The organism is Bradyrhizobium sp. BLXBL-01, assembly GCF_051853025.1.
GTDB lineage: Bacteria > Pseudomonadota > Alphaproteobacteria > Rhizobiales > Xanthobacteraceae > Bradyrhizobium.
The window spans coordinates 1,090,102-1,111,461 of sequence record NZ_CP182471.1 but is presented as its reverse complement, the minus strand read 5'-3'; the positions used below and the strand labels follow the sequence as shown (position 1 = coordinate 1,111,461).

13 protein-coding genes are annotated in these 21,360 nt (G+C 64.2%); 6 read left to right on the top strand and 7 right to left on the bottom strand.

The features are described 5' to 3' along the window. Positions 1 to 68 precede the first annotated feature (68 nt). Positions 69 to 8,336 (bottom strand): VCBS domain-containing protein, encoded by an 8,268-nt coding sequence (locus ACNJYA_RS05190; RefSeq protein WP_439367414.1) that lies wholly within the window; start codon positions 8,334 to 8,336, stop codon positions 69 to 71. 742 nt (positions 8,337 to 9,078) lie between these two features. Between ACNJYA_RS05190 and ACNJYA_RS05185 the strand changes: the two genes are divergently transcribed. Beyond that, positions 9,079 to 9,810 carry a transglutaminase-like cysteine peptidase gene (locus tag ACNJYA_RS05185; RefSeq protein WP_439365617.1) on the top strand — a complete coding sequence of 244 codons (732 nt, stop codon included), beginning with the start codon at positions 9,079 to 9,081 and terminating at the stop codon, positions 9,808 to 9,810. Positions 9,811 to 9,994: 184 nt separating this feature from the next. Next, positions 9,995 to 11,110: a lysozyme inhibitor LprI family protein gene (locus ACNJYA_RS05180; RefSeq protein ID WP_439402162.1), complete on the top strand. Its 1,116-nt coding sequence runs from the start codon at positions 9,995 to 9,997 to the stop codon at positions 11,108 to 11,110. 165 nt (positions 11,111 to 11,275) lie between these two features. On the opposite strand, the gene ACNJYA_RS05175 is transcribed toward ACNJYA_RS05180, so the two are convergent. The 6 genes from ACNJYA_RS05175 to ACNJYA_RS05150 all read right to left on the bottom strand — a co-directional run bounded on the left by ACNJYA_RS05175 (position 11,276) and on the right by ACNJYA_RS05150 (position 18,063). Beyond that, complete coding sequence (locus tag ACNJYA_RS05175) at positions 11,276 to 12,475, bottom strand: ABC transporter substrate-binding protein (protein ID WP_172785073.1); 1,200 nt, start codon at positions 12,473 to 12,475, stop codon at positions 11,276 to 11,278. 75 nt (positions 12,476 to 12,550) lie between these two features. Beyond that, positions 12,551 to 14,389, bottom strand: coding sequence for an AMP-dependent synthetase/ligase (locus ACNJYA_RS05170; protein WP_439365615.1), 1,839 nt, complete (start codon positions 14,387 to 14,389; stop codon positions 12,551 to 12,553). Positions 14,390 to 14,482: 93 nt separating this feature from the next. Next, a complete protein-coding gene (locus ACNJYA_RS05165; protein ID WP_212254049.1) occupies positions 14,483 to 15,271 on the bottom strand; it encodes an ABC transporter ATP-binding protein in 789 nt (262 codons plus the stop codon). Between the two features lie 4 nt (positions 15,272 to 15,275). Then, on the bottom strand, positions 15,276 to 16,034 hold the full coding sequence (locus ACNJYA_RS05160; protein WP_439365614.1) for an ABC transporter ATP-binding protein: 759 nt from the start codon (positions 16,032 to 16,034) through the stop codon (positions 15,276 to 15,278). Then, entirely contained in the window at positions 16,031 to 17,182 is a 1,152-nt protein-coding gene (locus ACNJYA_RS05155) for a branched-chain amino acid ABC transporter permease (RefSeq protein WP_439365613.1), read from the bottom strand. Before ACNJYA_RS05155 ends, ACNJYA_RS05160 begins: the two co-directional genes overlap by 4 nt. 5 nt (positions 17,183 to 17,187) lie before the next feature. After that, the gene (locus ACNJYA_RS05150; RefSeq protein ID WP_172785078.1) at positions 17,188 to 18,063 is read right to left on the bottom strand and encodes a branched-chain amino acid ABC transporter permease; all 876 of its coding nucleotides are present in this window, start codon (positions 18,061 to 18,063) and stop codon (positions 17,188 to 17,190) included. A 273-nt stretch (positions 18,064 to 18,336) separates the two neighbouring features. On the opposite strand from ACNJYA_RS05150, the gene ACNJYA_RS05145 reads away from it, so the two are divergent. The 4 genes from ACNJYA_RS05145 (at position 18,337) to ACNJYA_RS05130 (ending at position 21,324) form a co-directional block, all read left to right on the top strand. Further along, complete coding sequence (locus tag ACNJYA_RS05145) at positions 18,337 to 19,086, top strand: ABC transporter ATP-binding protein (RefSeq protein WP_172785079.1); 750 nt, start codon at positions 18,337 to 18,339, stop codon at positions 19,084 to 19,086. Continuing rightward, positions 19,083 to 20,609 carry a permease gene (locus ACNJYA_RS05140; protein WP_439365612.1) on the top strand — a complete coding sequence of 509 codons (1,527 nt, stop codon included), beginning with the start codon at positions 19,083 to 19,085 and terminating at the stop codon, positions 20,607 to 20,609. Before ACNJYA_RS05145 ends, ACNJYA_RS05140 begins: the two co-directional genes overlap by 4 nt. Positions 20,610 to 20,677: 68 nt before the next feature. Then, a complete protein-coding gene (locus ACNJYA_RS05135; protein WP_172785081.1) occupies positions 20,678 to 20,932 on the top strand; it encodes an AbrB/MazE/SpoVT family DNA-binding domain-containing protein in 255 nt (84 codons plus the stop codon). After that, positions 20,929 to 21,324 carry a type II toxin-antitoxin system VapC family toxin gene (locus ACNJYA_RS05130; protein WP_439365611.1) on the top strand — a complete coding sequence of 132 codons (396 nt, stop codon included), beginning with the start codon at positions 20,929 to 20,931 and terminating at the stop codon, positions 21,322 to 21,324. Before ACNJYA_RS05135 ends, ACNJYA_RS05130 begins: the two co-directional genes overlap by 4 nt. Positions 21,325 to 21,360 lie beyond the last annotated feature (36 nt).

The window sequence follows — 21,360 nt, the reverse complement described above, 5'->3', positions numbered from 1 at the left end:
GTGGTAGACGGTGAATTTTTTGCCGCGGTCAAGCTACGCGCCTGTTGGCCGATAGGACCCGCACGTCCTCACGTGACATGCGTGCCGAAGATGAAATCGCTGGCCTGGAGATTTGCGGCGACCACGTTCTTGAGCAGGAGCGACTCGTGCTCCTGTATCAGTCCGGATTGCTGCGAGACCTCCTGATTCCAGGTGATCAGGGTGTCGCCATTTTGCTGCTGGGCGATGGCGAGGTCGCCCTTGCAGCCGACGTCGGAGAACTGCCGCAGATCGATCTTGTCGAGCCCTACCTTGAAATCGGTGATCGTGTGGGAGAAATCGGTGACGGGTTGCCCGTTGTCGTCATACAACAAGCCCGGCGCGAACACGAACTGATCCTTGCCCTCGCCGCCTGTCAGCGTGCTGTTCGTATCGGTCGCGAAGATGACGTCCTTGCCGCTGGTGCCTTCCAGGGCAACGGCCTGGCTGGTGTCGCCGGCCTCGTGGAAGATGAAATGGACGGTGTCGAACAGCCCCGTGGCCTGGTCCGTCACAGTCAGCGTGATCTGCTCGATGTCCGGCGGCTGGGCTTGAGGATCGGAGCTGGCCGCTGTCGGATTGTAGGTGGCGCCGGTCTCGAAACCGAGGTTGATCTCCTCGAGCGAGCCCGACGCCGGATAGAAGTCCACCTGACTAAGACCTGGATGCGCCGTCGACATGGTGACGCTGAAGTCGTGGTCCGCCGAGCCGGTGACCATGAGATCGGTGATGATGTCGGAGTTGTTCTCGATGATATGCTCGACCTGGAAGCTCTCGGTGTTGATCACCGGGCCGTCGGCGGGAGCAGTCACTTCCGTGCCGATGGTGGTGAGATCCTGCGAGACCGGAGTCTCACCGCCGGTGCCGGTCACTGAAAGATCGATTGTCGCGGTCGACAGATCAGTCGTGATGGCGCCGGTATAGGTGTCGTCGAGCGCGTGGACTCCCAGCGCGCCCGGCGTCCCGGAAAGGCCGTTGGCGGGCACGAACCGGATCAGCGTATCGGGGCCCAGCACCAGCGCGTTCGTGTTGCTGACCGACCCGATATCGACCCATTGATCCGTGCCGGCGAGCTCGTACTGCCAGACGCCCTGCGCTGCGGTGGCGGCGTCGGAGGTCACCGCGAGGGCTTTGAATGTCGCACCGGTGTCGGCGTCGTGGAACTTGTCCGTGAACAGGCTGCTGATCGCAGCTCCGCTCGGATCGCTGTCGTTGCCGGCGACGGAAGCCAGCGTCGCATCATCGAGCGTCGGCGCGTCGTTGCTGCCCACGATGTCGATCGTGACGGTGCTGCTGGTGCCGGCGCCATCGGCATCCGACGGGATGATCGTGTATTGCAGCGACAGGGTCTGGCCGGCGGCGAGGAAATCGAAGTCCTCCCCCTGCGAGTTGAAGGTCCAGGTGAACTGCGCGTGGGTGGCGGTGCCGTTCAGGATATCGGCGGCCGGAACGGTCAGATAGTTCAGTAGATCGGTGTTCGACAGCCCGCCGACGTCGTCGGTCTGCAACACACCGTCAAGATAGACCGAGAGGTGATCGCGCGCGACGCTCACATGATCGGTGGCGTCCGCGTCGGACAGGGTCAGCGTGCCGGTCTTGTCCAGCCCCGCATTGGTCTCGTCCAGAGTCGCGCCGGCGCTGTCGCCGCTTGCGACCGTGATCACCGGCGCGTCGTTCTTGCCGGTGATGGTGACCGTCACCGCGGCCGTATCGGTCTTGCCCTGATGGTCCGCCAGCGTGATGGTGGAGACCACCGTCACGGTCTGGCCTTCGCCGAGGAAATCCAGCGCGCTGTCGGCGATCGAATAGCTCCAGCCGATCGCGCCGTTGTTCTTGTTGCCGGTCGCAGAGAGCGTCAGCGCCTGCTCCAACGCGGTGATTTCGTCCGGCGACAGCGTCAACTGCGTGGTGTGGTCGGCGTCGAGCCAAGTCAAGGCATACGCGACGTTCGTCACCGTCGGACGATCGGTGAGGTCGATGTCGGTGAAATGGATCGCGCCCGTCCCACCCGAGACCGGATCGAGCGTCGGATCGCCGGTGGTGCTCTCGAGCTCGGAGAAGCTCACGCTCGGCGAGGCCTCTGCCGCGGTGAAGACCGGTGCATCATCATCCGCATTGAACGTGATCAGGGTGCCGCCATGGCCGTCGCTGCTGCCGGCGAAATGGGCGTTGCTGTAGTCGGCACCGGTCAGATTCAGATCGATGTGGTTGCCATCGGCGTCGGTGACCGTCAGCACGCCTCCGGTCGCAGGGTCGGCATTGGCGACATAGACCGCACTGGTGCCGAGACCGTACTTGATCGTGGACAGGTCGATCGTGTCGCCCGCGGACAGCCCCGCGATCGATCCGCCGAAGGACGACGTATCGATCTGAAGCGCGGCGCCATCACCGGCGAGCGTGACCGTTTGCGTGACCGTGCCTTCGAGCTTCAGGAGCGCGCCGGCATCGACGGTAACCGACCCCGCGCCGGACAGCGAGCCGAACAGCGTCAGGATCCCGGCGTTGACCTCGATCGTACCGGCGTTGGTGATGGCGCCGGAGATCGTCGCCGTGCCCCAGCTGTCGATCTCATGATAGTTCGCAATGCTCAGGCCGGTCCCGGCAATCGAGGCCGCATCGAGCAGGTCGATATCGCCCTCGTTGACGATCGACGACAGGCTGCCGAACACGCTGGTGCCGGAGACGGTCCAGATGCCGCCCGCGTTGTTGTTGAAGGTGGCCGTGGCGACGGAGATGTTGCCATTGATGTCGCCAGAGTTGTTGATCGTGATGGCGCCGCCGGTCTCGACGATCGCATAGGTCGTCGAGGTCACGCTGGATGCGTCCGCAGCACCGATCGTGCCGGAATTGTCGATCGTCGCCGTGCCGGTCGCGTTCTCCTGGATGTAGATCGCTGCGTGACCGGTGGGAGCCGAGATCGAGCCGGAATTGGTGATGTGCGTCGAGCCGGTCGCGCCGGCCCCATTCTGCGTGACGCTGATGCCGGCGAAGCTCGTGCTGCCGATGTCGCCATGATTGACGATGGTGACGTCGCCGGCGCCGGTGGCGAGGGCAGCCACGCCGACCGCCCCGGAGGCCGAACCGTCATTGGTGATGCTGACGTCGCCGCCGCCATGATCGAACGCCGCGATCGCGGTGCCTGCGGCGGAGATCTGTGAATTCTGGCCGGTCGCGACGGTGATGTCGCCAACACCCCAGGTGAACGCCTCGATGCCATAGCCGGCAGCCGCGGTGATGTTCGCATCGCTGTTGACGACTACGTCGCCGTTGACCGCGTTCGAGAATGTGCCGTTTCCGCCGGGCTTGTAGCCGGCGATGATCGCGCCCGGCGTGGTGCCGTCGTTGTTGAGCGTGGTGCCGGAATGAATCGTGCCGTGTGCTTCGACCGAGATCGTGCTCGCAACGCCGGCGGCAATGGCCGTCGCAAAATTGACGGCCACGATGCCGGAGCTGCCGGAGGTGATGCTGTCGCCGTTCGCCAGGGTGACGCTGATGTCGCCCTGGTCGATGCTGTGGGCCCTGATGCCGCAGCTCGCCGCACCCGAGATCGTGACATTCTCGCCGAGCGTGACCGTGACGTCACCGGTGCCGCCGCTCAATGCTGCGGCGTTGATTCCCATGCTCTGCGCCCCGGACACCGAGATCGTGGTGCCGGCGAAGCTGGTCACCGAGACGTCGCCGCTCCCGTAATTATAGGCGTTGATGCCGTAACCGGCCGCGGCGGTGATGTTGCCATGGTTGTTGACGACCACCGAGCCGTTGACGCCGGTATTGGCGTGGGTGCCACTGGTGGCGCCGGTGTAGCCGGCTTCGATGCCGGCCGGAACATTGCCGGCCAGGTTCGGGCTGCTTCCCGAATTGATCGTGCCGTAGCTGGTGACCGTGACGCTGCTATCGGCCGCAGCGTTGATCGATGTCGCGCGATTGACGGCGACGATGCCCGAGCTGGCCGACGTAACGATGCTGCCGGCCTCCGTCGTGACGGTCTGGCTGCCGCTGCCATAGCTGCGCGTCCGGATGCCGTAGATGGAGCCGCCGGTGATCGAGCCACCGGCGTCAATGTCGATGTCGCCGTGGCCCAGCGTCGCTGCATCGATGCCATACGCGCCGCCCGCCGCGCCGCCGAGCTGAGTGATCGAGATGTCGCCGCTATTGGCAGCGTTCAAATTCTCGACGAGAACGCCGACCGAATTCGTGCCGGTGCCGGTCGCCTTGCCGGTGAGATTGTTGACGGTGACGTCGCCGGAGCCGGTCGCACTGTCGCGCAGCGTGATGCCGTTGCCGGCGAGGCCCGTGATGTCCTTGGTTGCGGTCAACGAGACGTCGCCGGCGCCGTTCTGGGTGACGACGAGCCCGCTGGCCGCGCCGGTCAGTGCGCCGGTTGGCGTCAGAATGACGTCGCCATGGTTGCCGCTGGTTCCGCCGGATGCAGCGAGCACGAGCGCGTCGCCGCTCGCGCTGGCGATATCGGCATCACCGGTGACGGTGAAGGTACCGCCGGTCGAGGCCCCGGCCGTAATGGTGCCGGTGAAGTCATGGCTCGTGGCATCGAGCCGGAGCGTGTTGGTACCGCCGGCAAAGGTGACGGTCTGCGCATCCGCGCCGCCCAGCGCGAGTGTCGCGCCGTCGTCGACGAGCAGCGTCCCGACGCCGGTGATGCCGCCAGCGAGGTTCAGCGTGCCGGCCTGCACCTCGATCGTGCCGGTGTTGGTGACCGCGCCCGTGATCGTGCTGCTGCCGGAGACGCCGTAGAGATGACCGGCATTGCTCAGGGTGCCGCCGTTGATCGAGACGTCGGTCAGATAGAGCTTCGAGGCGCCGTCGACCGCGATCGTACCGCCGGCATTGCTGACGGTCGCGGTCGCGAGCTTGAGGATGCCCCCGCCCGCCGCCTCGATCAGCCCGAGATTGGTGATGGCATGAAGCAGGCCGGGATCGATCGTCAGCGTGCCGCTGGTCACGGAGATCGTGCCGGTGTTGTTGAGGTCGGCGCCGTCGACTGCGCTCGTGCCGGTCGATTCCAGCGTGCCCGCGATCGTCACCGTGCCGCCGCTGATGGTCGAACCGGCGAGATCGAGCGACGAGCCCGATGCGACCGACACGGTGCCGCCGGTGTTGGTCACCGTCATCGCAGTCAGCTTCAGCGTGCCGCCGTTGATCGCGGCCAGCGTGCCGGTGTTGGTGACGGCCTGATGGTCGATATCGAGCTCGGCGCCGTTGGCGCGGAGGGTGCCGGCATTGGCAATGGCGGCCGAGGTCGTGGCGGCGAGCGTCAACACGCCGCCGATCGCCTCGATCAGGCCGTTGTTGGTGATGGACGCATTGGTGACGGTGCTGGCGCCGGACGAGGCCAGCGTACCGAGCACGTTAAGCTGGCCGCCGGTGACGCTCGCGCCCGAGAGCGTCAGTTTCTTGCTCGCATCGATCTTGACGGTGCCGCCATTTGCGATCGCGGTCCCCGCAACGGTGACATCGTCGAGCGTCAGCGTCACCCCGCTTCCGACGGTGACGGCGCTCGTGCTCAATGTCGCCCCGCCGTCGATCCTGCTGGCGCCGGTGACGTCTATGTTGCCGCCACCGTCGATCATGCCGCCGCTGATGGTTGCGCCGCTGATCGACAGCTTGCCCGAGGCATCGACCGTGACGTGGCCGGCGTTGGCGACGCTGGATCCCTGGTCGATCGTCAACCAGCCATTCGCCAGTACCCTGATCGTGCCGGCGGAGGTGTTGGAGACCGTCTCATTGGCAAATTCGACCGTGCCCTCGACGTTGACCGTACCGGAATTGGTCAATGAGCCGTTCTCGATCAAGCTGGCGCCGTCGAGTTCCAATGTCCCGAGAATCGTGACCGTGCCGCCGTGGACGGCCGCATTGTCCACGATCAGCGTCGTGCCCGCGTCAGCCTTCAGCGTGCCGCCGGCATTGGCAATGTCGGCCAGCATCTTCAAGGTGCCGCCCGACAGCTCCAGCGTGCCGGAATTGGTGATCGTGGTACCGGCAGCGAAATCGCCGCCGCCTGCGAGCGTCAAGTGGCCCGCATTGGTGAGCACGCTCGTGTCCAATATCTCGGCCTTGCCGCCGACCGACATCGTGCCGGTCGCGGCGTTGGTGAGGATCGAGTCCGCGCTCATGTTGAGCGCACCGGCAATAGTCAGCGAGCTCTGGTTGATCAGCTTCGGCGGCGGGCCGCCGAAATCGTTCATCGTCAGCGATTTCGCATAGGCGGCCGCATCGATCGTCACCGGATAGGACGGCGTCAGACCGTGCAGCTGATCGGTGATGACAATGACGTCGTCATCGATGGTCGGGACGGTCCCGGTCTCCCAATTGGCCGCGTCCTTCCAGAAGCCGCCGGAGGGCGCGCCCGCCTTGTCGGTCGCGATCCAGACCACGGCGGGCGCGTCGGTGCCGGTGATCGTGACCGTGATCGTCTGCTGGGCCGTCGCGCCTTGCGAGTCCGTGACGGTGACGGTGTAGACCAGCGTCAGCACCACGCCCTTCGGGATGAAGTCGGCGAGATAGACCGGGAGATCGGCCAGTGACCAGTTGATGGTGCCGGTGCCGTCACCGGTGCTGTCGGCGCCCGCAGCGATCGCGACCGACATCGCGCTCTGGAATGCCGCGAGCGGACCGGGCGGAACGGTGCCGCCGGGCAGGGTCGCGCTGGTCAGCGCCACCGACACCGTATGCTTGTCGGTGAGATCGACGTCATCGAAGCTCAGCGTGCCCGAGGTCGGAACGTCGCTGGTGAGCGGGCCACCCGGCACGCTGGTGCCGCCTTCGAAAGTGATGACGGGAACGTCGGTGGTGACCACCGGCTTGTCGTTCGTTCCCGTGATCGTGATCGTGATCGGGATGAACTTGGACTCGGGGTTCACCGAGAAATTGGTGTCGACGCGGACCATGTAGGTCAGCGTCAGGGTCTCGCCGGCCGCGAGGAAATCGAAGACCTTGTCCGGGATCGTGTAGGTCCAGACCGCCGAGCCGTTATTGTTGTTGGCGGGGTCGGCGACGACACTGATCTGAATCTGCGTCGCCGCGATGTCCTGCTTCTGCAGCGCGGTGAGCGAGCCTGTGACATCCTGCTGGCCGGCGCTCTTGTAGACGTAGTTCGGCGCCTCGGCGAGGCTCACGCTCACCGTCGGCAGGTCGCCGAGGTTTTGATCGAGGAATCTGATCAATCCGGAAATCGTGTCGGCGTGCGTATCGCCCGTGGTGTCCGCCCGTTCGGTCAGCGCGAACGCCGTCTTCACGTTGCCGCCGAGGTCGAAGCTTTGCGCGATCGGCTGACCGGGAATGCGGCCGGGCGTCGGCGTCGACGTGGTCGGGCCTTCCTGCGTCTGCGGATTGAGATTGACGAAGGTCGCGGTGACGATCGGACCGGACCCCGACTTGAGCACCACCTCATGGCCGAACGGCGTGATCGTGTCGGTGTAGTTCGTGGTCAGCTTGGTGTTGGTGTTGTTGTCGGTGAACTTCAGCGTGAACACGTCCGTGATCAGCTTCTGCACATCGGGCGACATCAGTGCATTGGTGACCGAGACGTTGCCGCCGCTGATCTGGATCATCTGGCCGGCCTGGTTGACCGTCGCGATCGGCAGCAGCGTGACCTTGTCGAACAGGATGTAGGAGCCGGTCGTGCCGTTCGGCTCGACCAGCACCTGGAAGCTCGCCTGCGGCTGCGGATCGCCGCCGCCGGCGGGAACGACGAAGTTGATCTGTGTCAGCACCGCCGTGCCGCGGATGCCCATGGTGGCGACCGGCGTGTCGACCTTCATGTCGCCGTGCTTGGCGGTTTCGCCGGCGACGAAGGTGATGGTGCCCGCGACCAGGCTGAGCAGCGAGGAATTGTTCGACCCGTTGGGGTCGTAGACCATCTCGTTCAGCACCATCCGCGCATTGGAGGACAAGCCGAACACGGTGCCGTCGATGAAGGTGATGCCGAGCGTCGAATCGGCGCCGGTCGAGACCACGTCGCCCTTCTCGACGTTGTCGCCGTTGTTCAGGATCACCGAGACGCCGTTGCGGATGGCGGTCGCGCTGCCCACGAGCTTGGTGACGTGACCGATGACCTGGGCCGCACCGGCGCCGGGCGCGGCCTGGGCGACCTGGACGTGGCCGGTGAGGGCGTTGACGACGTCGCCGCCGAGGTGGGCGCCGTCGGGCGAAGCGATCGCGGCGCGCTTGTCGCCCCTGAAATAATCGTGAACGACGAACTCGTGACCGTCGTGCGACAGCACGAGGTCGAGCCCGGCACGCTTGAACTCGCCGTTGAAGATCAGATTGGCGTCGGGAACGACGAATGCACCGTCGGGCACATGGCCATGCGCCTTGGCAATGAAGGGCTTGGCGGCAAAGGAATCGACGTGGACAAAGACGGGCGAGTTGGAACTCTGGCCGTCCAAAGACGTCGCGGCGTCAAATTTGCCAGCGTAATTCAACCGGGCACCGTAAAAAGGGTTAAAATTTATGTAAGTATCGACGACCTAAGCTTGCTTAGCATTACCAAGTCCTTAGCGAAACCATCTATTGCTTGTGTGATTTCGCGTCACTTGACCGTAAGAGCCTGCGCCGGGCGGTGCATTCCCAGAGGAGCGGAAGTCATATTCCAAGAATTCGGAAGTTGAAACAGGGTTAGATGCACGCATTTCCCGCCGTCCCAAGTCATTCGAAGTAAAACTGGTAGAACAGATACTTGCGTCATCTTTTGTTCGTGATGCCCTGCAACATCCTGCGGCAAATACGGCGTTAAATCTGTGACCTAACTAACAGAACCCGTGAAATAGCGGGTCGTTAGCCATAGGTGAGATTCGGCGCCCGTCGCAACTTCTGCCTGCAATTGGTTCCATTTCGCGGCAGCGAGGCTCTCCTAGCCGTCGAATCGTAAAATTTTACGCAATTCGCGCGGGTCCGATTCAGCCTGCCACCCGGTTTTGAGACCCCTGCCGGGCGCGTTAAGCAGAACAAAACGGCCCGTCTCGCACTATCTCCGCGAAAGCAACAAAGCCCGGCACGACGAGATCGAGGGGGATCTCGCGAAGCCTGGGAAGGGGATGTCAGATGGAGACCGCTGCTCGCTCGCGCGCCTTTCGCGCAATCCTTGTCATGTGCGGCTTGATCCTGCTCGGCTCGGCCGCCGAGCTTCGCGCCGGCACGCTGCTCTCGCCGGGCGCCGGCGTCCTCGTGCGCAAATCCGCCGAACCGTTTGGCGTGTTCGCCTTCGCCATCTCATCCGGCAGCCTGCAGCAGAAATGGTCCGCGCTGAAGGACAAGCTCGACGACGACATGGTGCAGCTCGCGCTGTGCGACGGCGACCGGGACAATTGCGCTTCACCCGCGGCGCTCGAGCTGCTCGCCATCGTCGATCAGGCCCGCGCCCGCGACGGCCGTGCGCGGCTCGGCGAGATCAACCGCGCCATCAATCTCGCCATCCATGCCGCCAACGACGGCAGCGCCGACCTCTGGAGCTCGCCGCTTGCGACCTTCGCGCGCGGCGCCGGCGATTGCGAGGACTATGCCATCGCCAAGCTGGCCGCGCTGCGGCTGGCGGGAATTGCCTCTGAAGACCTCCGCATGGTCGTGGTGCGCGACGTCAGGGCCGGCGAGGCGCACGCCATTGCCGCAGCAAAGCTCGACGGCCAATGGCTCATGCTCGACAATCGCCGCATGGCGATGATCAGGGACGACGCGACGCGGAGCTATCAGCCGCTGTTCGTGCTCCACCAATCGGCCGTGCTGAAATATGTCGACGAGCCGGTACAGGTCTCGATGGCGGCCGCCGAGGCGCGTTGATCGAATCGGCCTCCTAGCCCGGCTAGAGCGCAGCGAAATCCGGGACTCTTGCCACTCGCACCGCCCCCGGATTACGCTTGCGCACCATGCGGGCTACAGACCTCCCGCTGCTCTTCCGCACAAACCCATTTCACCGCGCAAGACCAGACGCTAGCATGGCGCCTTCCGTGCGGGGGCGACTGGAATGCGATTCATCGTGCTGTCTGTGCTTGCGCTGCTGGCATTGCCGGCGGCGTCCGCGTCGGCGCAATCCGACCGCGCGATCGCCGACAGGCTGCCGCTGTTCTCCAGGAACAACTGCCAGCAGATTCGCGACCCCGGCAATCAATTGTTCTGCGGTGATGCGACCCTTGCCGCCGCCGCCGAGAAGCTGAGCGTCGCGATCGAGGCGCGGCTCGCCCGCCTGCCGGATCGCCTGCCTGGAATCGAGGAGAATGCGATCTGGGTCCGCCAACGCAACCTCAGCTGCGGCATCGTCGGCCAGACCGCGATCCGCCCGGACGAATTCGACCAGGTCAAGGCGTGCCTGCTCAAGGTCACCGAGGAGCGCGCCGCGATCGTTCGCGATCCGGATTTCGACTGCCTTGCGGCCAACACCGCTGCGGGCGCGGTGATCTGCGCCGACCCCACGCTGGCGCTTGCCGAAACCGAGCTCAATGGCCTGGTGCTCGGCCTGATCGGCAAATTGGACCCGACCGCGGCACGCTTTGCCTTCGCCGAATATGGACGGTGGACACGCGAGCGCGACCGCAAATGCAATCTGGTCGGCAAGGAGAACGTGCCGCTGCATGAGCTGGAATCCGCGGAGGACTGTCTCGCCGAACATTTGAAGCGCAAGACCGACGAAATCCGCGCGGCGAAAGGCGATCCCAAGAAGGTGTTCGGCCGGCAGGTCGCGGCCCGATCACCCGACACCGACGCGGTCGATTTCTGCGCCGCGCGGATTCATGCGGCCAATTCCTGCGGCAATTTCCTGCGCATCAACCGCGTCTATGCGCTCGACAGCCAGGTGAGCGACCAGGAGGCGCAGGTCACCGGCGAAATCGAGATGGCCGTGCTGGCCCCCTTCACCGTGTGCAGCAAGATCGCCTCCATCTGCACCGGCACCTGCTGGGACCCCACGACGGGTCGTCCGCAGCCGGGAGCCGGCAACAAGGAGCGCGCCGCAGACGCCTTCAACGTCACGCGCCGGCTGAGAATTCAGCGAACCTTCGCCTTCGTCAAAGCCGACGATGGCCGGCGCTGCCGGGAAGACGAGCTCGCCCCGGTGAGCTCGGGCACCGCAGGCGGGGGATCGTAGGGGCTATCTTCCTTCTCCCTCTCCCCGTTCTTACGGGGAGAGGGTTGGGGTGAGGGGCTGCCTCCGCGATCACGGTGAGAACTGGACTCGCGGAGAGTCCCCCTCACCCGCATCGCATCTTGGATGCGCTGCGGCCTCTCCCCGCGAGCGGGGAGAGGCAAGAGATCAAAACATCAGATTGTCCTTCACCAGCACCCAGCGGCCGTTCTTGACCTGTTGGACCTGGGTGACGGTGGTCGCGAGATGGTTGGTCTTCGAGAACACCGTCGGCGGCGAATTGAAGATGTCCTGGAACTTGTCGCCGGACTCCAGCGCGTCGAGCATCTTCTGGCCAGTCAGATCCTTGCCAGCCTTGTTGGCATAATGCGCGAACGTCATCACTGCATTGTAGCCGATGATGGCCTGGGTGTTGGCGTCGGCGCCAAACATCTTCTTGTAGTTGACGAGCCAGTCCTTCACCTTTCCCTTTGCGGTGTCTTCATAGGGAATTTCGAAGTTCGAAGCAGCATACAAGCCTTCCACCGTTTCCTTGCCGAGCGCCGGCACCTCGAGCACGTTGACGGGCGTGGCGCCGAGGAAGGTGACGTCCCAACCGAGCTTCTTCGCTTCACTCATCGTGCCGATCGGCTCACGGAGCACCGCGCCGAGCACGACGAGGTCACAGCCGTCGGACTTCATCTTGGCGACTTGCGCCGAGAAGTCGGAGGCGCCGCGCTTGTAGCTCGTGATCGAGGCCGGCTGCACCTTCATGGCGGCGAGCTGCTGGTTAAAACCATCGAGCACGTTTTTTCCGTACTCGTCGTCCTGATGCATGATGCAGGGCTTCTTGAAATTCTTTGCCTCAATCATGTATTTGAGCGCCGCGCGCGTGCTCTCGACGTAAGGAAGCAGGTTGTTGAACTTCAGCCGCTCCTGCGGCTTGGCGGGATCGAACTTGAAGGTGAACTCGGCCGCCGTCAGCGGGAAGAGCTGCATGACCCCGGCGTCGAGCAGGATATCCTGCGCGGCGAGCACGGTGGGCGATCCCATCGGTCCCACCATCGCGAAGATCTTGTCGCGCTCGATCAGCTTCTGCGAAGCCAGCACGGCCTTCTTCGGATCGTAGCCGCTGTCCTCGACCACCAGGCGGATCTTGCGGCCGTTGATGCCGCCGGCGGCGTTGACCTCCTCGACGGCCATCTTCATGCCGTTGGAGACCGGCACGCCCCAGCCCTTGATCGGACCCGACAGGTCCTGATGGGTGCCGATGACGATCTCGGTTGCCGAAATGCCTTCATTGGTGATCTTGGTTTGCGCGACGGCCGGCAGACAAGTGAGCGCGATAGCGCCCATAGCAAGGCCGAACGCGTGGAACGACTTCGACATTGAGGTCTCCTCTCCTTTTGGGCCCGTATTGTGCGAAGGGCGGGGCCATCGCTCCCTCGCTTTTTCGCTAGGTATTCACGCCACCGCACGCTCGCGATACATCGCCTCGATCTCGGCGGCGTAGCGCTTGTTCACGAAGCCGCGCTTCAGCTTCATGGTCGGCGTCAGCTCCTCGTCCTCGGGGGTGAGCTGGCGCTCGATCAGGTAGAACCTCTTGATGGTCTCGACGCGGGCAAAATTGCCGTTGACCTGTTCGATCTCGCGCCCGATCAGGTCCTGGATCTCCCTCGCCCGGCACAGGCTGGCATAATTGGTGAAGGGGATGTCGTGATCCTGGGCGAACTTCTCGACGTTCTCCTGGTCGATCATCACGAGGCAGGTGAGATAGGGCCGCTTGTCGCCGATCACGACGGCGTCCGAGATGTAGGGCGAAAACTTGAGCTGGTTCTCGATCTCGGACGGCGTGATGTTCTTGCCGCCGGCGGTGATGATGATGTCCTTCATCCGGTCGGTGATGCGGACGAAGCCCTCGTTGTCGATGGTGCCGACGTCGCCGGTGTGCAGCCAGCCGCGGGGATCGATCGTCTCCGCGGTTTTCTCCGGCTGGTTCAGGTAGCCCATGAACAGGAAGTCGCCCTTGATCAGGATCTCGCCGTCGGGCGACAGCGCGACCTCGCCCCAGGGCACGGCGGTGCCGACCGAGCCGAGCTTGATCCTGTCCGCGGGCATCATGGTGGCGACCCCGCAATTCTCGGTCTGGCCGTAGACCTCGTGCATGTCGATGCCGAGTGCCAGATACCAGCGGATCAGCTCCGGCGCGATCGGCGCTGCGCCGGTGAATGCGATGCGGCAGCGGTCGAGCCCAATCATGCGGCGGATGTTGCGGAACGCGACCACATAGGCGATGCGGTTGGCGATGCGCAGCGACAGCGGCGGCGCCCTGCCCTCGAGCCGGCAATCGACCATGCGGTAGCCGATGCCAATGGCGCGGCGATAGACCCATTGCTGCAGCGGCGTCGCATCCTTCAGCGCGATGGTGATGGCGGAATAGAATTTTTCCCAGACGCGCGGCACCGCCAGAAAGGCGGTGGGCTGCACCTCGCGCAGATTGTCCGGCACGGTTTCCGGGCTTTCGGCAAAATTCATCACGGAGCCGAGCGCGACCGAGATGTAATAGCCGCCGACGCGCTCGGCAACATGGCACAGCGGCAGGAACACCAGGCGATCCTCGTCCTCCCGCGCCGGGATGAAGTCGTTGGCATGCCGCATCTGGTGGGTCACGCTGCGATTGGCGTGCATCGCGCCCTTGGGCGGACCGGTGGTGCCGGACGTATAGACGAGGATCGCGAGATCGCCGGCGACACGGCTGTCGATCATCTCCTGCCACAACGCCTCGCGGCCGACCATGTGGTTGCGGCCAAGCGCGCGAAACTCGTCGAGCGACATCACCATGTCGTCGGAGAAGCCGCTGAGGCCCTCCATGTCGAACACGATGATCCTCTGCAAGCTCGGGCAGCGCGCGCGGCAGGTGAGAATCTTGTCGAGCTGCTCCTCGTCCTCGGCGAAGATCACCCGGGTCGCGGAATCGTTGACGAGATACTCGACCTGGGACGCAGAATCGGTCGGATAAATTCCGGAGGAGACGCCGCCGGCGCACAATATGCCCATGTCGGCGTAGACCCATTCGGGGACGGCATTGGCGATGATGGAGGCGACGTCGCCGGGCATGAAACCGACGGCGCGAAGCGCGTAGGCGATCTCCTTCGAGATCGCGAGCCACTCTCGCCAGCTCGTCGGCTGCCAGATACCGAACTTCTTCTCGCGGATCGCCGGCCTGTCGCCCCGCGTCTCGGCGGCGCGCAAGAAGCTCTTCGCGATCGTATCAGCGACCGTCAGCACCGCCGGTCCGGCCATGCACCTCTCCTCCTTGTCGCCTACCTCCGCTGCCTGCCTTGCCGGCGGTCTTTGCTTAGCGTTGGGCAAGCTCATCTTACTGCCAGCTCGCCCTCACCGCCACGTCTTCTTCTTCTTCCAGCGCCGCTCGCCGCGCGCGCCCGCTTCCTTGGCGCCAAGGTAGAATTCCTGGATGTCCTGGGAATGCATCAAGCGGTCGCAGCTGTCGTTCATCACGATACGGCCGATCTCGAGCACATAGCCGTAATGGGCGGTTTCCAGCGCCACCTTGGCGTTCTGCTCGACCAGCAGGATCGACATGCCCTGCTCCTCGTTGACCCGGCGGATGATGGTGAAGATCTCCTTCACCAGCAGCGGCGACAGGCCGAGCGAGGGCTCGTCGAGCAAGAGCAGCGTCGGCCGGTTCATCAGGGCGCGGCCGATCGCGAGCATCTGCTGCTCGCCGCCGGAGAGCTGGCCGGCCGGCTGGTTGATGCGCTCCTTCAGGCGCGGGAAATAGCCGTAGACACGCTCCAGATCCTCAGCGACGCCGTCCCGGTCCTTGCGCGGATAGGCGCCCATCATCAGGTTCTCGCGCACTGAGAGGAACGGGAACACCTCGCGTCCCTCCGGCACGTGGCTGAGGCCGAGCCGCACGATGCGGTCGGCCTCCATGCGCTGGATCGGCTTGCCCATGAACTCGATCGCACCCTTCTGCGGATCGAGGATGCCGGAGATCGTCTTCAGCACCGTGGTCTTGCCGGCGCCGTTGGCCCCGAGAAGCGTGACGATGCGGCCGCGCGGCACTTCCAGCGAAATGCCGCGGATCGCCATGATCGGCCCGTAATAGCTCTCAATGTTGGAGAGTTTTAAGATGATATCCGGAGTCGCCGCGGCATCCATTGCTTCAGGCTCCCAGATATGCGGCGACGACGTCGGGATGCTGCTGCACTTCAGCGGGCGAGCCCATCGCCAGCACCCTTCCGTAGTTCAGCGCGATGACGCGATCGGAGACGCGGTTGACCAGCGACATGTCGTGCTCGACCATCAGTACGGTGACGCCGAGCTCGCTCTTCATGTCGCGGACCCAGAACGACATGTCGTCGGTCTCCTCGACATTGAGGCCGGAGGACGGCTCGTCGAGCAGGATCAGCTTCGGCTCCGAGCACAGCGCGCGCGCCAGCTCGATCACCTTGCGCACGCCGTAAGGAAGGCCCGAGATCAGCTTGTCGCGATAGGGTTCGAGGTCGAGGAATTCGATGACCTGCTCGACCCTGCGCCGGTGCACCTTCTCGTTGGCCCGCACGCTCGGCAGAAACAAGAGCTCCTGCCAGAGCTGCGTGGTCGAATGGCGGTGGCGGCCGACCAAAAGATTCGACAGCACGGTCGCATTCTCGAACAGCTCGATGTTCTGGAAGGTGCGGGCGATGCCGAGCTTGGCAATGTCGTAGGGAGGCTGCTCCGTGATGTCCTGGTCCTCGAAGAAGATGCGGCCCGAGGTCGGCCGGTAGATCCGCGAGATCAGGTTGAAGATCGAGCTCTTGCCGGCGCCGTTGGGCCCGATGATCGAGAGAATCTCGCCCTTCTCGACCGCGAACGACACCGCATCGACCGCCTTGAGGCCGCCGAAATGCAGCGACAGGTTCTCGGCGCGGAAATAGCTCATCGATTGCGCTCCGACTTCACATAGATCTTATGCCGCTTGAAGGTGGCGCGCTTGTAGAGCGGAAACAGCTGGAAGAAGAGCTTGATCTTGAGCCAGCGGCCGTAAAGGCCGAGCGGCTCGAACAGCACGAATAGCACGATGATGACGCCGTAGATCGCGCCCTTCAGGCCGTTGAGCGAGGCGAAGGCCGCGACCTTCGCCTGGATGTTGCCCGCCGTCGCCGTGCCCGCTCCGAATGTCGCGGCAATGCCGGCGATGATGCCGGGCATGTCGTCCTTCAGATAGGTCAGGAACGGATCGATCATCACGATGAAGATCGCTCCCAGCACGGCGCCGTGCAGGCTGAAGGTGCCGCCGATCAGGATCACGATGATGAACTCGATCGAGAGCTGCAGCGTGAACATTTCCGGCGAGATGAAGGAGAGCTTGTGCGCGAACAGCACGCCGGCAAAGCCGGTGATCGCGGCCGAGATCGCGAACGACTTCACCTTGTAGAGCGCAACATTGACGCCCATGCTGCGCGCCGCCGTCTCCGAATCGCGGATCGCGACGAAGGCACGTCCCGTCGGCGAACGCAGCAGATTGAGCGTGCCGACGATGGTCAGCACCAGCACGGCAAGGCAGAGATAATAGAAGGTCGGGCTGTCGCGCGGCACGGCGACGCCGAGCAGCGACAGCGTCTTGACCCGCATGCCCTCGTTGCCGTGGGTGACGCTCTCCCACCGCGCCAGGATCTCCTCCACGATCAGGGCAAAGGAGATGGTGGCGATGACGAGATAGATGCCGGTGAGGCGTAGCGCAGGAAAGCCGACCATCGCGCCGATGATGCCGGTCAGGAGCCCGGCGGCGAGGAAATAGACCGGGAACGGCACATTGTACTTCTGCAAGTAGGCCGCGGTGTAGGCCCCGATGGCGAGGAAGGCGGCATGGCCGAGCGAGGCCTGGCCGGTGAAGCCGGTCAGGATCAACAGCGCCACGCCGACGGTCGCATAGATGCAGACGAAGACCAGCTGGCTCATAAGATAGCTGGAGAGCACGTAAGGCGCGATCAGCAGCAGCGCGAGCAGGACGCCGTAAGTGGCGACGTAGCCCGAATGCGGGAACAGCTTGATGTCGTCCTCGTAGTCGGTCTTGAACAGGAAGCGCATGGCGTTCAGACCTTCTTGCGGACGTGCAGGCCGAACAGGCCCTCGGGCTTCAGCAGCAGCACGGCGAGCAGCACGATGTAGGGCGCAACGTCCTTCCAGCCCTCGGGCAGGTAAAAGCCGGCCATGCTCTCGATCACGCCGATCAGAACGCCGCCGACCACGGCGCCCGGGATCGAGCCGAAACCGCCGAGCACCGCGGCGGGAAACGCCTTCAGACCGAGCACGAGGCCGACATTGGAATGGATGAAGGTGATCGGCGCCAGCAGCACGCCGGCACAGGTCGCGACCGCCGCGCTGATCGCCCAGACGACCGAAACCACGCGCTTGACCGGAATGCCCATGTAATAGGCTGCCAGCATGTTCTCGGAGCTGGCGCGCATCGCTGTGCCGAGCGTGGTCTTGTTGAAGAACAGCCAGAGCAGCGTGCACAGGATCATCGTCGCCGCGATCACCGAGAGCTTGTCGTAGGCGAGCACCAGCGAACCCATGCGCAGCACGCCCTGGCTGAATGGCGTCTCGATCTTCAGGTCGTCGGTGCCCCAGATCATGCCGGCGATCGAGCGCAGGAAATAACCGAGGCCGATCGTGGCCATGATGATGGAGAATTGCGGATAGCCGAGGATCGGCCGCACCACCACGCGCTCGGCCAGCATGCCGAACAGCGCCATCGCCGCCACCGCACCGGCAAAGCCGATCCAGTAGTTCAGGCCCATCATGCCGATGAAGGTGAAGGCGAAGAAGCCGCCCAGCATCATCAGGTCGCCCTGGGCGAAATTGACGACCTCGGTGGCCTTGTAGACGAGCACGAAGCCGAGCGCGATCAGGCCGTAGACGCAGCCGAGCGCAACACCGCTGACCAGCTGCTGAACGAAATCCAGCATTGACGCGCGTCCTCCCGATGCATCCGGCGGTTCTTTTGGCCGCCTTGCCGCATCTTGTGTCCAGTCGCTACGCAGTCGTTTCGCCGCGTTCGCGCCATTTGTCCGGAATCAATTCAGCCTGAACGCCCGCGCGCTGTCAACAAACGGTGACTTGTCGGGATGCCTTGTCTTTAGTCCAATCCGGTTGACGGAATTTGCGGCAGTGCGATTCACGGTGCCGAAATATCTTCGGGTCATGGTCGCGGGCGATGCAAACCGGATGGTATGGCCGTCATGAAGCCGGACAACTCGGCGCTGGAAGTGGTGGGGTTAACGAAGCGTTTTGACCGTCTGGCGGTCGACAGCCTCGATCTCACCATCCACGCCGGCGAATTCTACGCGCTGGTCGGCCCCAACGGTGCCGGCAAGACCACCACCCTGCGCATGGTTGCGGGCCTGCTCAGGCCCGATGCCGGCGCCGTCTCCATCTTCGGCATCGATGCGCTCCAGGATCCCGTCGCCGCCAAGCAGGTGATGGCGTGGGTCTCCGATGAGCCCATGATCTACGACAAGCTCACCCCGCTCGAATATCTCGAATTCGTCGCCGGCCTCTGGGGCATCGCGCCGTCGATCGCGCAACCGGTCGCCGAGGACCTGCTCGATTCGCTCGGGCTGGAGGCGCACCGGCACGAGCGCTGCGAGGGCTTTTCCAAGGGCATGCGCCAGAAGGTCGCTCTCGCAGGGGCGCTGGTGCACGACCCCCGCCTCATCATCCTCGATGAACCCTTGACCGGGCTCGATGCCGTCTCCGCTCGCCATGTGAAGGGCCTGCTCAGCGCGCGTGTCCGCGCCGGCTGCACGGTCATCATGACCACGCATATCCTCGAGGTCGCCGAGCGCATGGCCGACCGGATCGGCGTGATCGCCTCCGGCCGCCTGGTCGCCGAAGGCACGCTTACCGAGCTGCGCCAGCAGAACGGCCATGCCGACACCAGCCTGGAAGATCTCTTCATCGCGCTGGTGACGCTTCAGGAAGCGGCATGAGCTCGGCCACCGCGCTGTCCTGGTTTGCCCGCCACGAGCTGCGGCTCGCCTGGCGCGAATGGCTCGCCATGATGACGGGCGGGCGGCGCAAACGGGCGCGCGCGGCAATGATCGGCCTCGTCTGCTTCGCCGCGCTGCTGCACCTGCCGGCCTGGGCGGTGATCGGCCGTTTCGCCGACCTGCAGCTGCCGCTCGACAAATCCTCGCTGATCGTGATTTCGGCCACGATCTTTCTCGCCTGGACCTTGATGCTGTCGCAGGCGATCGAATCGGTGACACGGGTATTTTACGCCCGCGCCGATCTCGACCTGATCATGTCCTCGCCGGCGCGGCTCGCCAATCTGTTCTCGGTCCGCATCGCCGCGATTGCGCTGACCGTCACCGTGCTCGCGCTGCTGTTCTCGACACCCTTCATCGACGTGCTGGTGATCGGCGGCGGCGCGCGCTGGCTCGCGGCCTTCGGCGTCGTCATTGCGATGGGCCTGTCGGCCGCGGCGATCGCGATCGCCGTCACCATTCTCCTGTTCCGGCTGATCGGCCCGGCGCGGACGCGCCTGATCGCCCAAATCCTCGCAGCGATCATCGGCGCGGGCTTCGTGATCGCGCTTCAGGTCGCGGCGATCATGTCCTACGGCACGCTTTCGCGCTTCACCATCCTGACCTCAGGCAGCGTTGCCGCCTACGCCCCCCACGTCGACAGCATCTGGTGGTGGCCGGCGCGGGCAGCGATGGGCGACAACGAGGCGCTGTCGCTGATTCTCGCGCTCGCGCTCGTGATGCTCGGCAGCGTGATGGCGATCTTCTCGCACCGCTTTGCCGACACGGCGATCGATGCGGCGGCCTACGCCACGTCGGGCCGCGTCCATACCGAGGAGCGCGCGTTCCGCGGCGGATCGCGCCAGCAGGCGCTGCGCCGCAAGGAATTCATGCTGCTGTGGCGCGATCCATGGCTGATCTCGCAGACCTTGATGCAGCTGCTCTATCTTGTGCCGCCGGCGCTTCTGCTCTGGCGCAACTTTGCCGACAGTTCGGCGGCGCTGACGCTGATCACACCTGTCATCGTGATGGCGGCCGGACAGCTCGCCGGCGGGCTCGCCTGGCTGACGATCTCGGGCGAGGACGCCCCCGACCTGGTCGCGACCGCGCCCTTGATGCCGTCCGCCGTCATTCGCGCCAAGATCGAGGTGGTGCTGATCGCGATCGCCGTGATCTTCGGTCCGCTGCTGGCGGCACTGGCCTTTGCCTCGCCATTCCAGGCCGCGGTCAGTGCCGGCGCGATCATCGTCAGCGCGGCCTCGGCGACCGCGATCCAGCTCTGGTTCCGGGTGCAGGCAAGGCGCAGCCAATTCCGCCGCCGGCAGACCTCATCGCGGCTCGCGACCTTCGCCGAGGCCTTCTCCTCGATCGGCTGGGCAGCCAGCGCCGCACTGCTGCTCGCCCTGCCGCTCGCCGGCCTCATCAGCGGCCTGATCACCGCAAGCCTCGTTGCCATCACTTGGAAGTTCAGCCCGCGCCGGGAGTGAGCGGCGCCCCTTGAAAGTAAGGAGAAATTCCCTTACTTATCGAAGGATCTCAAGGATTGAGGAATCCCATGAGCACGCTCACCGTCACGGCGAAGGGGCAGGTTACGCTCCGGAAAGACCTTTTGGAGCACCTTGGTGTGCATCCCGGCGACAAGATTTCGATAGAAAAGCTCCCTGGGGGTCGAGTTGAGGTGAGGGCAGTTCGGCCCACCGGAAAGATTTCGGATGCGTTCGGCTTCCTGAAAGGGAAAACGAACGGTCGATCGCTTTCGATCGAAGAGATGAACGAGATCATAGCTGACGGCTGGTCCGGCAAGCGATGAAGATCACACCAGACACCAATGTCCTGGTACGGGTTCTGGTCGGGGATAATGCCGAACAGAGCAAAGCAGCCGAAGCCGTTCTCAAAAAGGCAGACGTAGTAGCCATCTCGATCTCGGCACTGTGCGAGTTGGCCTGGGTCCTCTCGCGAGGCTACAAAACTTCCGCTGTGAATATCGCGGCGTCTATCCGGCACTTCATCAGCGCCTCCAATGTGGTCGTCAACCGTCCCCTGGCTGAGGCTGGGTTGGCACTCCTCGAAGCTGGCGGCGATTTTGCCGATGGGATCATTGCTCATGAAGGCTATTGGCTTGGGGCCGAGACCTTCATTTCATTCGATAAGAAGGCCGTAAAGCTGGTAGAGGCAAGCGGCGGATTGGCGCGGCTGCCGTAGCGGCGCATGACGTCGCGCAAATTCGACGATACACTC

Coding starts and splice junctions, on each gene's coding strand:
- ACNJYA_RS05130 (WP_439365611.1), top strand. CDS start 20,929: ATGAAGATCACACCAGACACCAATGTCCTGGTACGGGTTCTGGTCGGG.
- ACNJYA_RS05135 (WP_172785081.1), top strand. CDS start 20,678: ATGAGCACGCTCACCGTCACGGCGAAGGGGCAGGTTACGCTCCGGAAA.
- ACNJYA_RS05175 (WP_172785073.1), bottom strand. CDS start 12,475: ATGTCGAAGTCGTTCCACGCGTTCGGCCTTGCTATGGGCGCTATCGCG.
- ACNJYA_RS05160 (WP_439365614.1), bottom strand. CDS start 16,034: ATGAGCTATTTCCGCGCCGAGAACCTGTCGCTGCATTTCGGCGGCCTC.
- ACNJYA_RS05145 (WP_172785079.1), top strand. CDS start 18,337: ATGAAGCCGGACAACTCGGCGCTGGAAGTGGTGGGGTTAACGAAGCGT.
- ACNJYA_RS05170 (WP_439365615.1), bottom strand. CDS start 14,389: ATGGCCGGACCGGCGGTGCTGACGGTCGCTGATACGATCGCGAAGAGC.
- ACNJYA_RS05140 (WP_439365612.1), top strand. CDS start 19,083: ATGAGCTCGGCCACCGCGCTGTCCTGGTTTGCCCGCCACGAGCTGCGG.
- ACNJYA_RS05165 (WP_212254049.1), bottom strand. CDS start 15,271: ATGGATGCCGCGGCGACTCCGGATATCATCTTAAAACTCTCCAACATT.
- ACNJYA_RS05185 (WP_439365617.1), top strand. CDS start 9,079: ATGGAGACCGCTGCTCGCTCGCGCGCCTTTCGCGCAATCCTTGTCATG.
- ACNJYA_RS05150 (WP_172785078.1), bottom strand. CDS start 18,063: ATGCTGGATTTCGTTCAGCAGCTGGTCAGCGGTGTTGCGCTCGGCTGC.
- ACNJYA_RS05155 (WP_439365613.1), bottom strand. CDS start 17,182: ATGCGCTTCCTGTTCAAGACCGACTACGAGGACGACATCAAGCTGTTC.
- ACNJYA_RS05180 (WP_439402162.1), top strand. CDS start 9,995: ATGCGATTCATCGTGCTGTCTGTGCTTGCGCTGCTGGCATTGCCGGCG.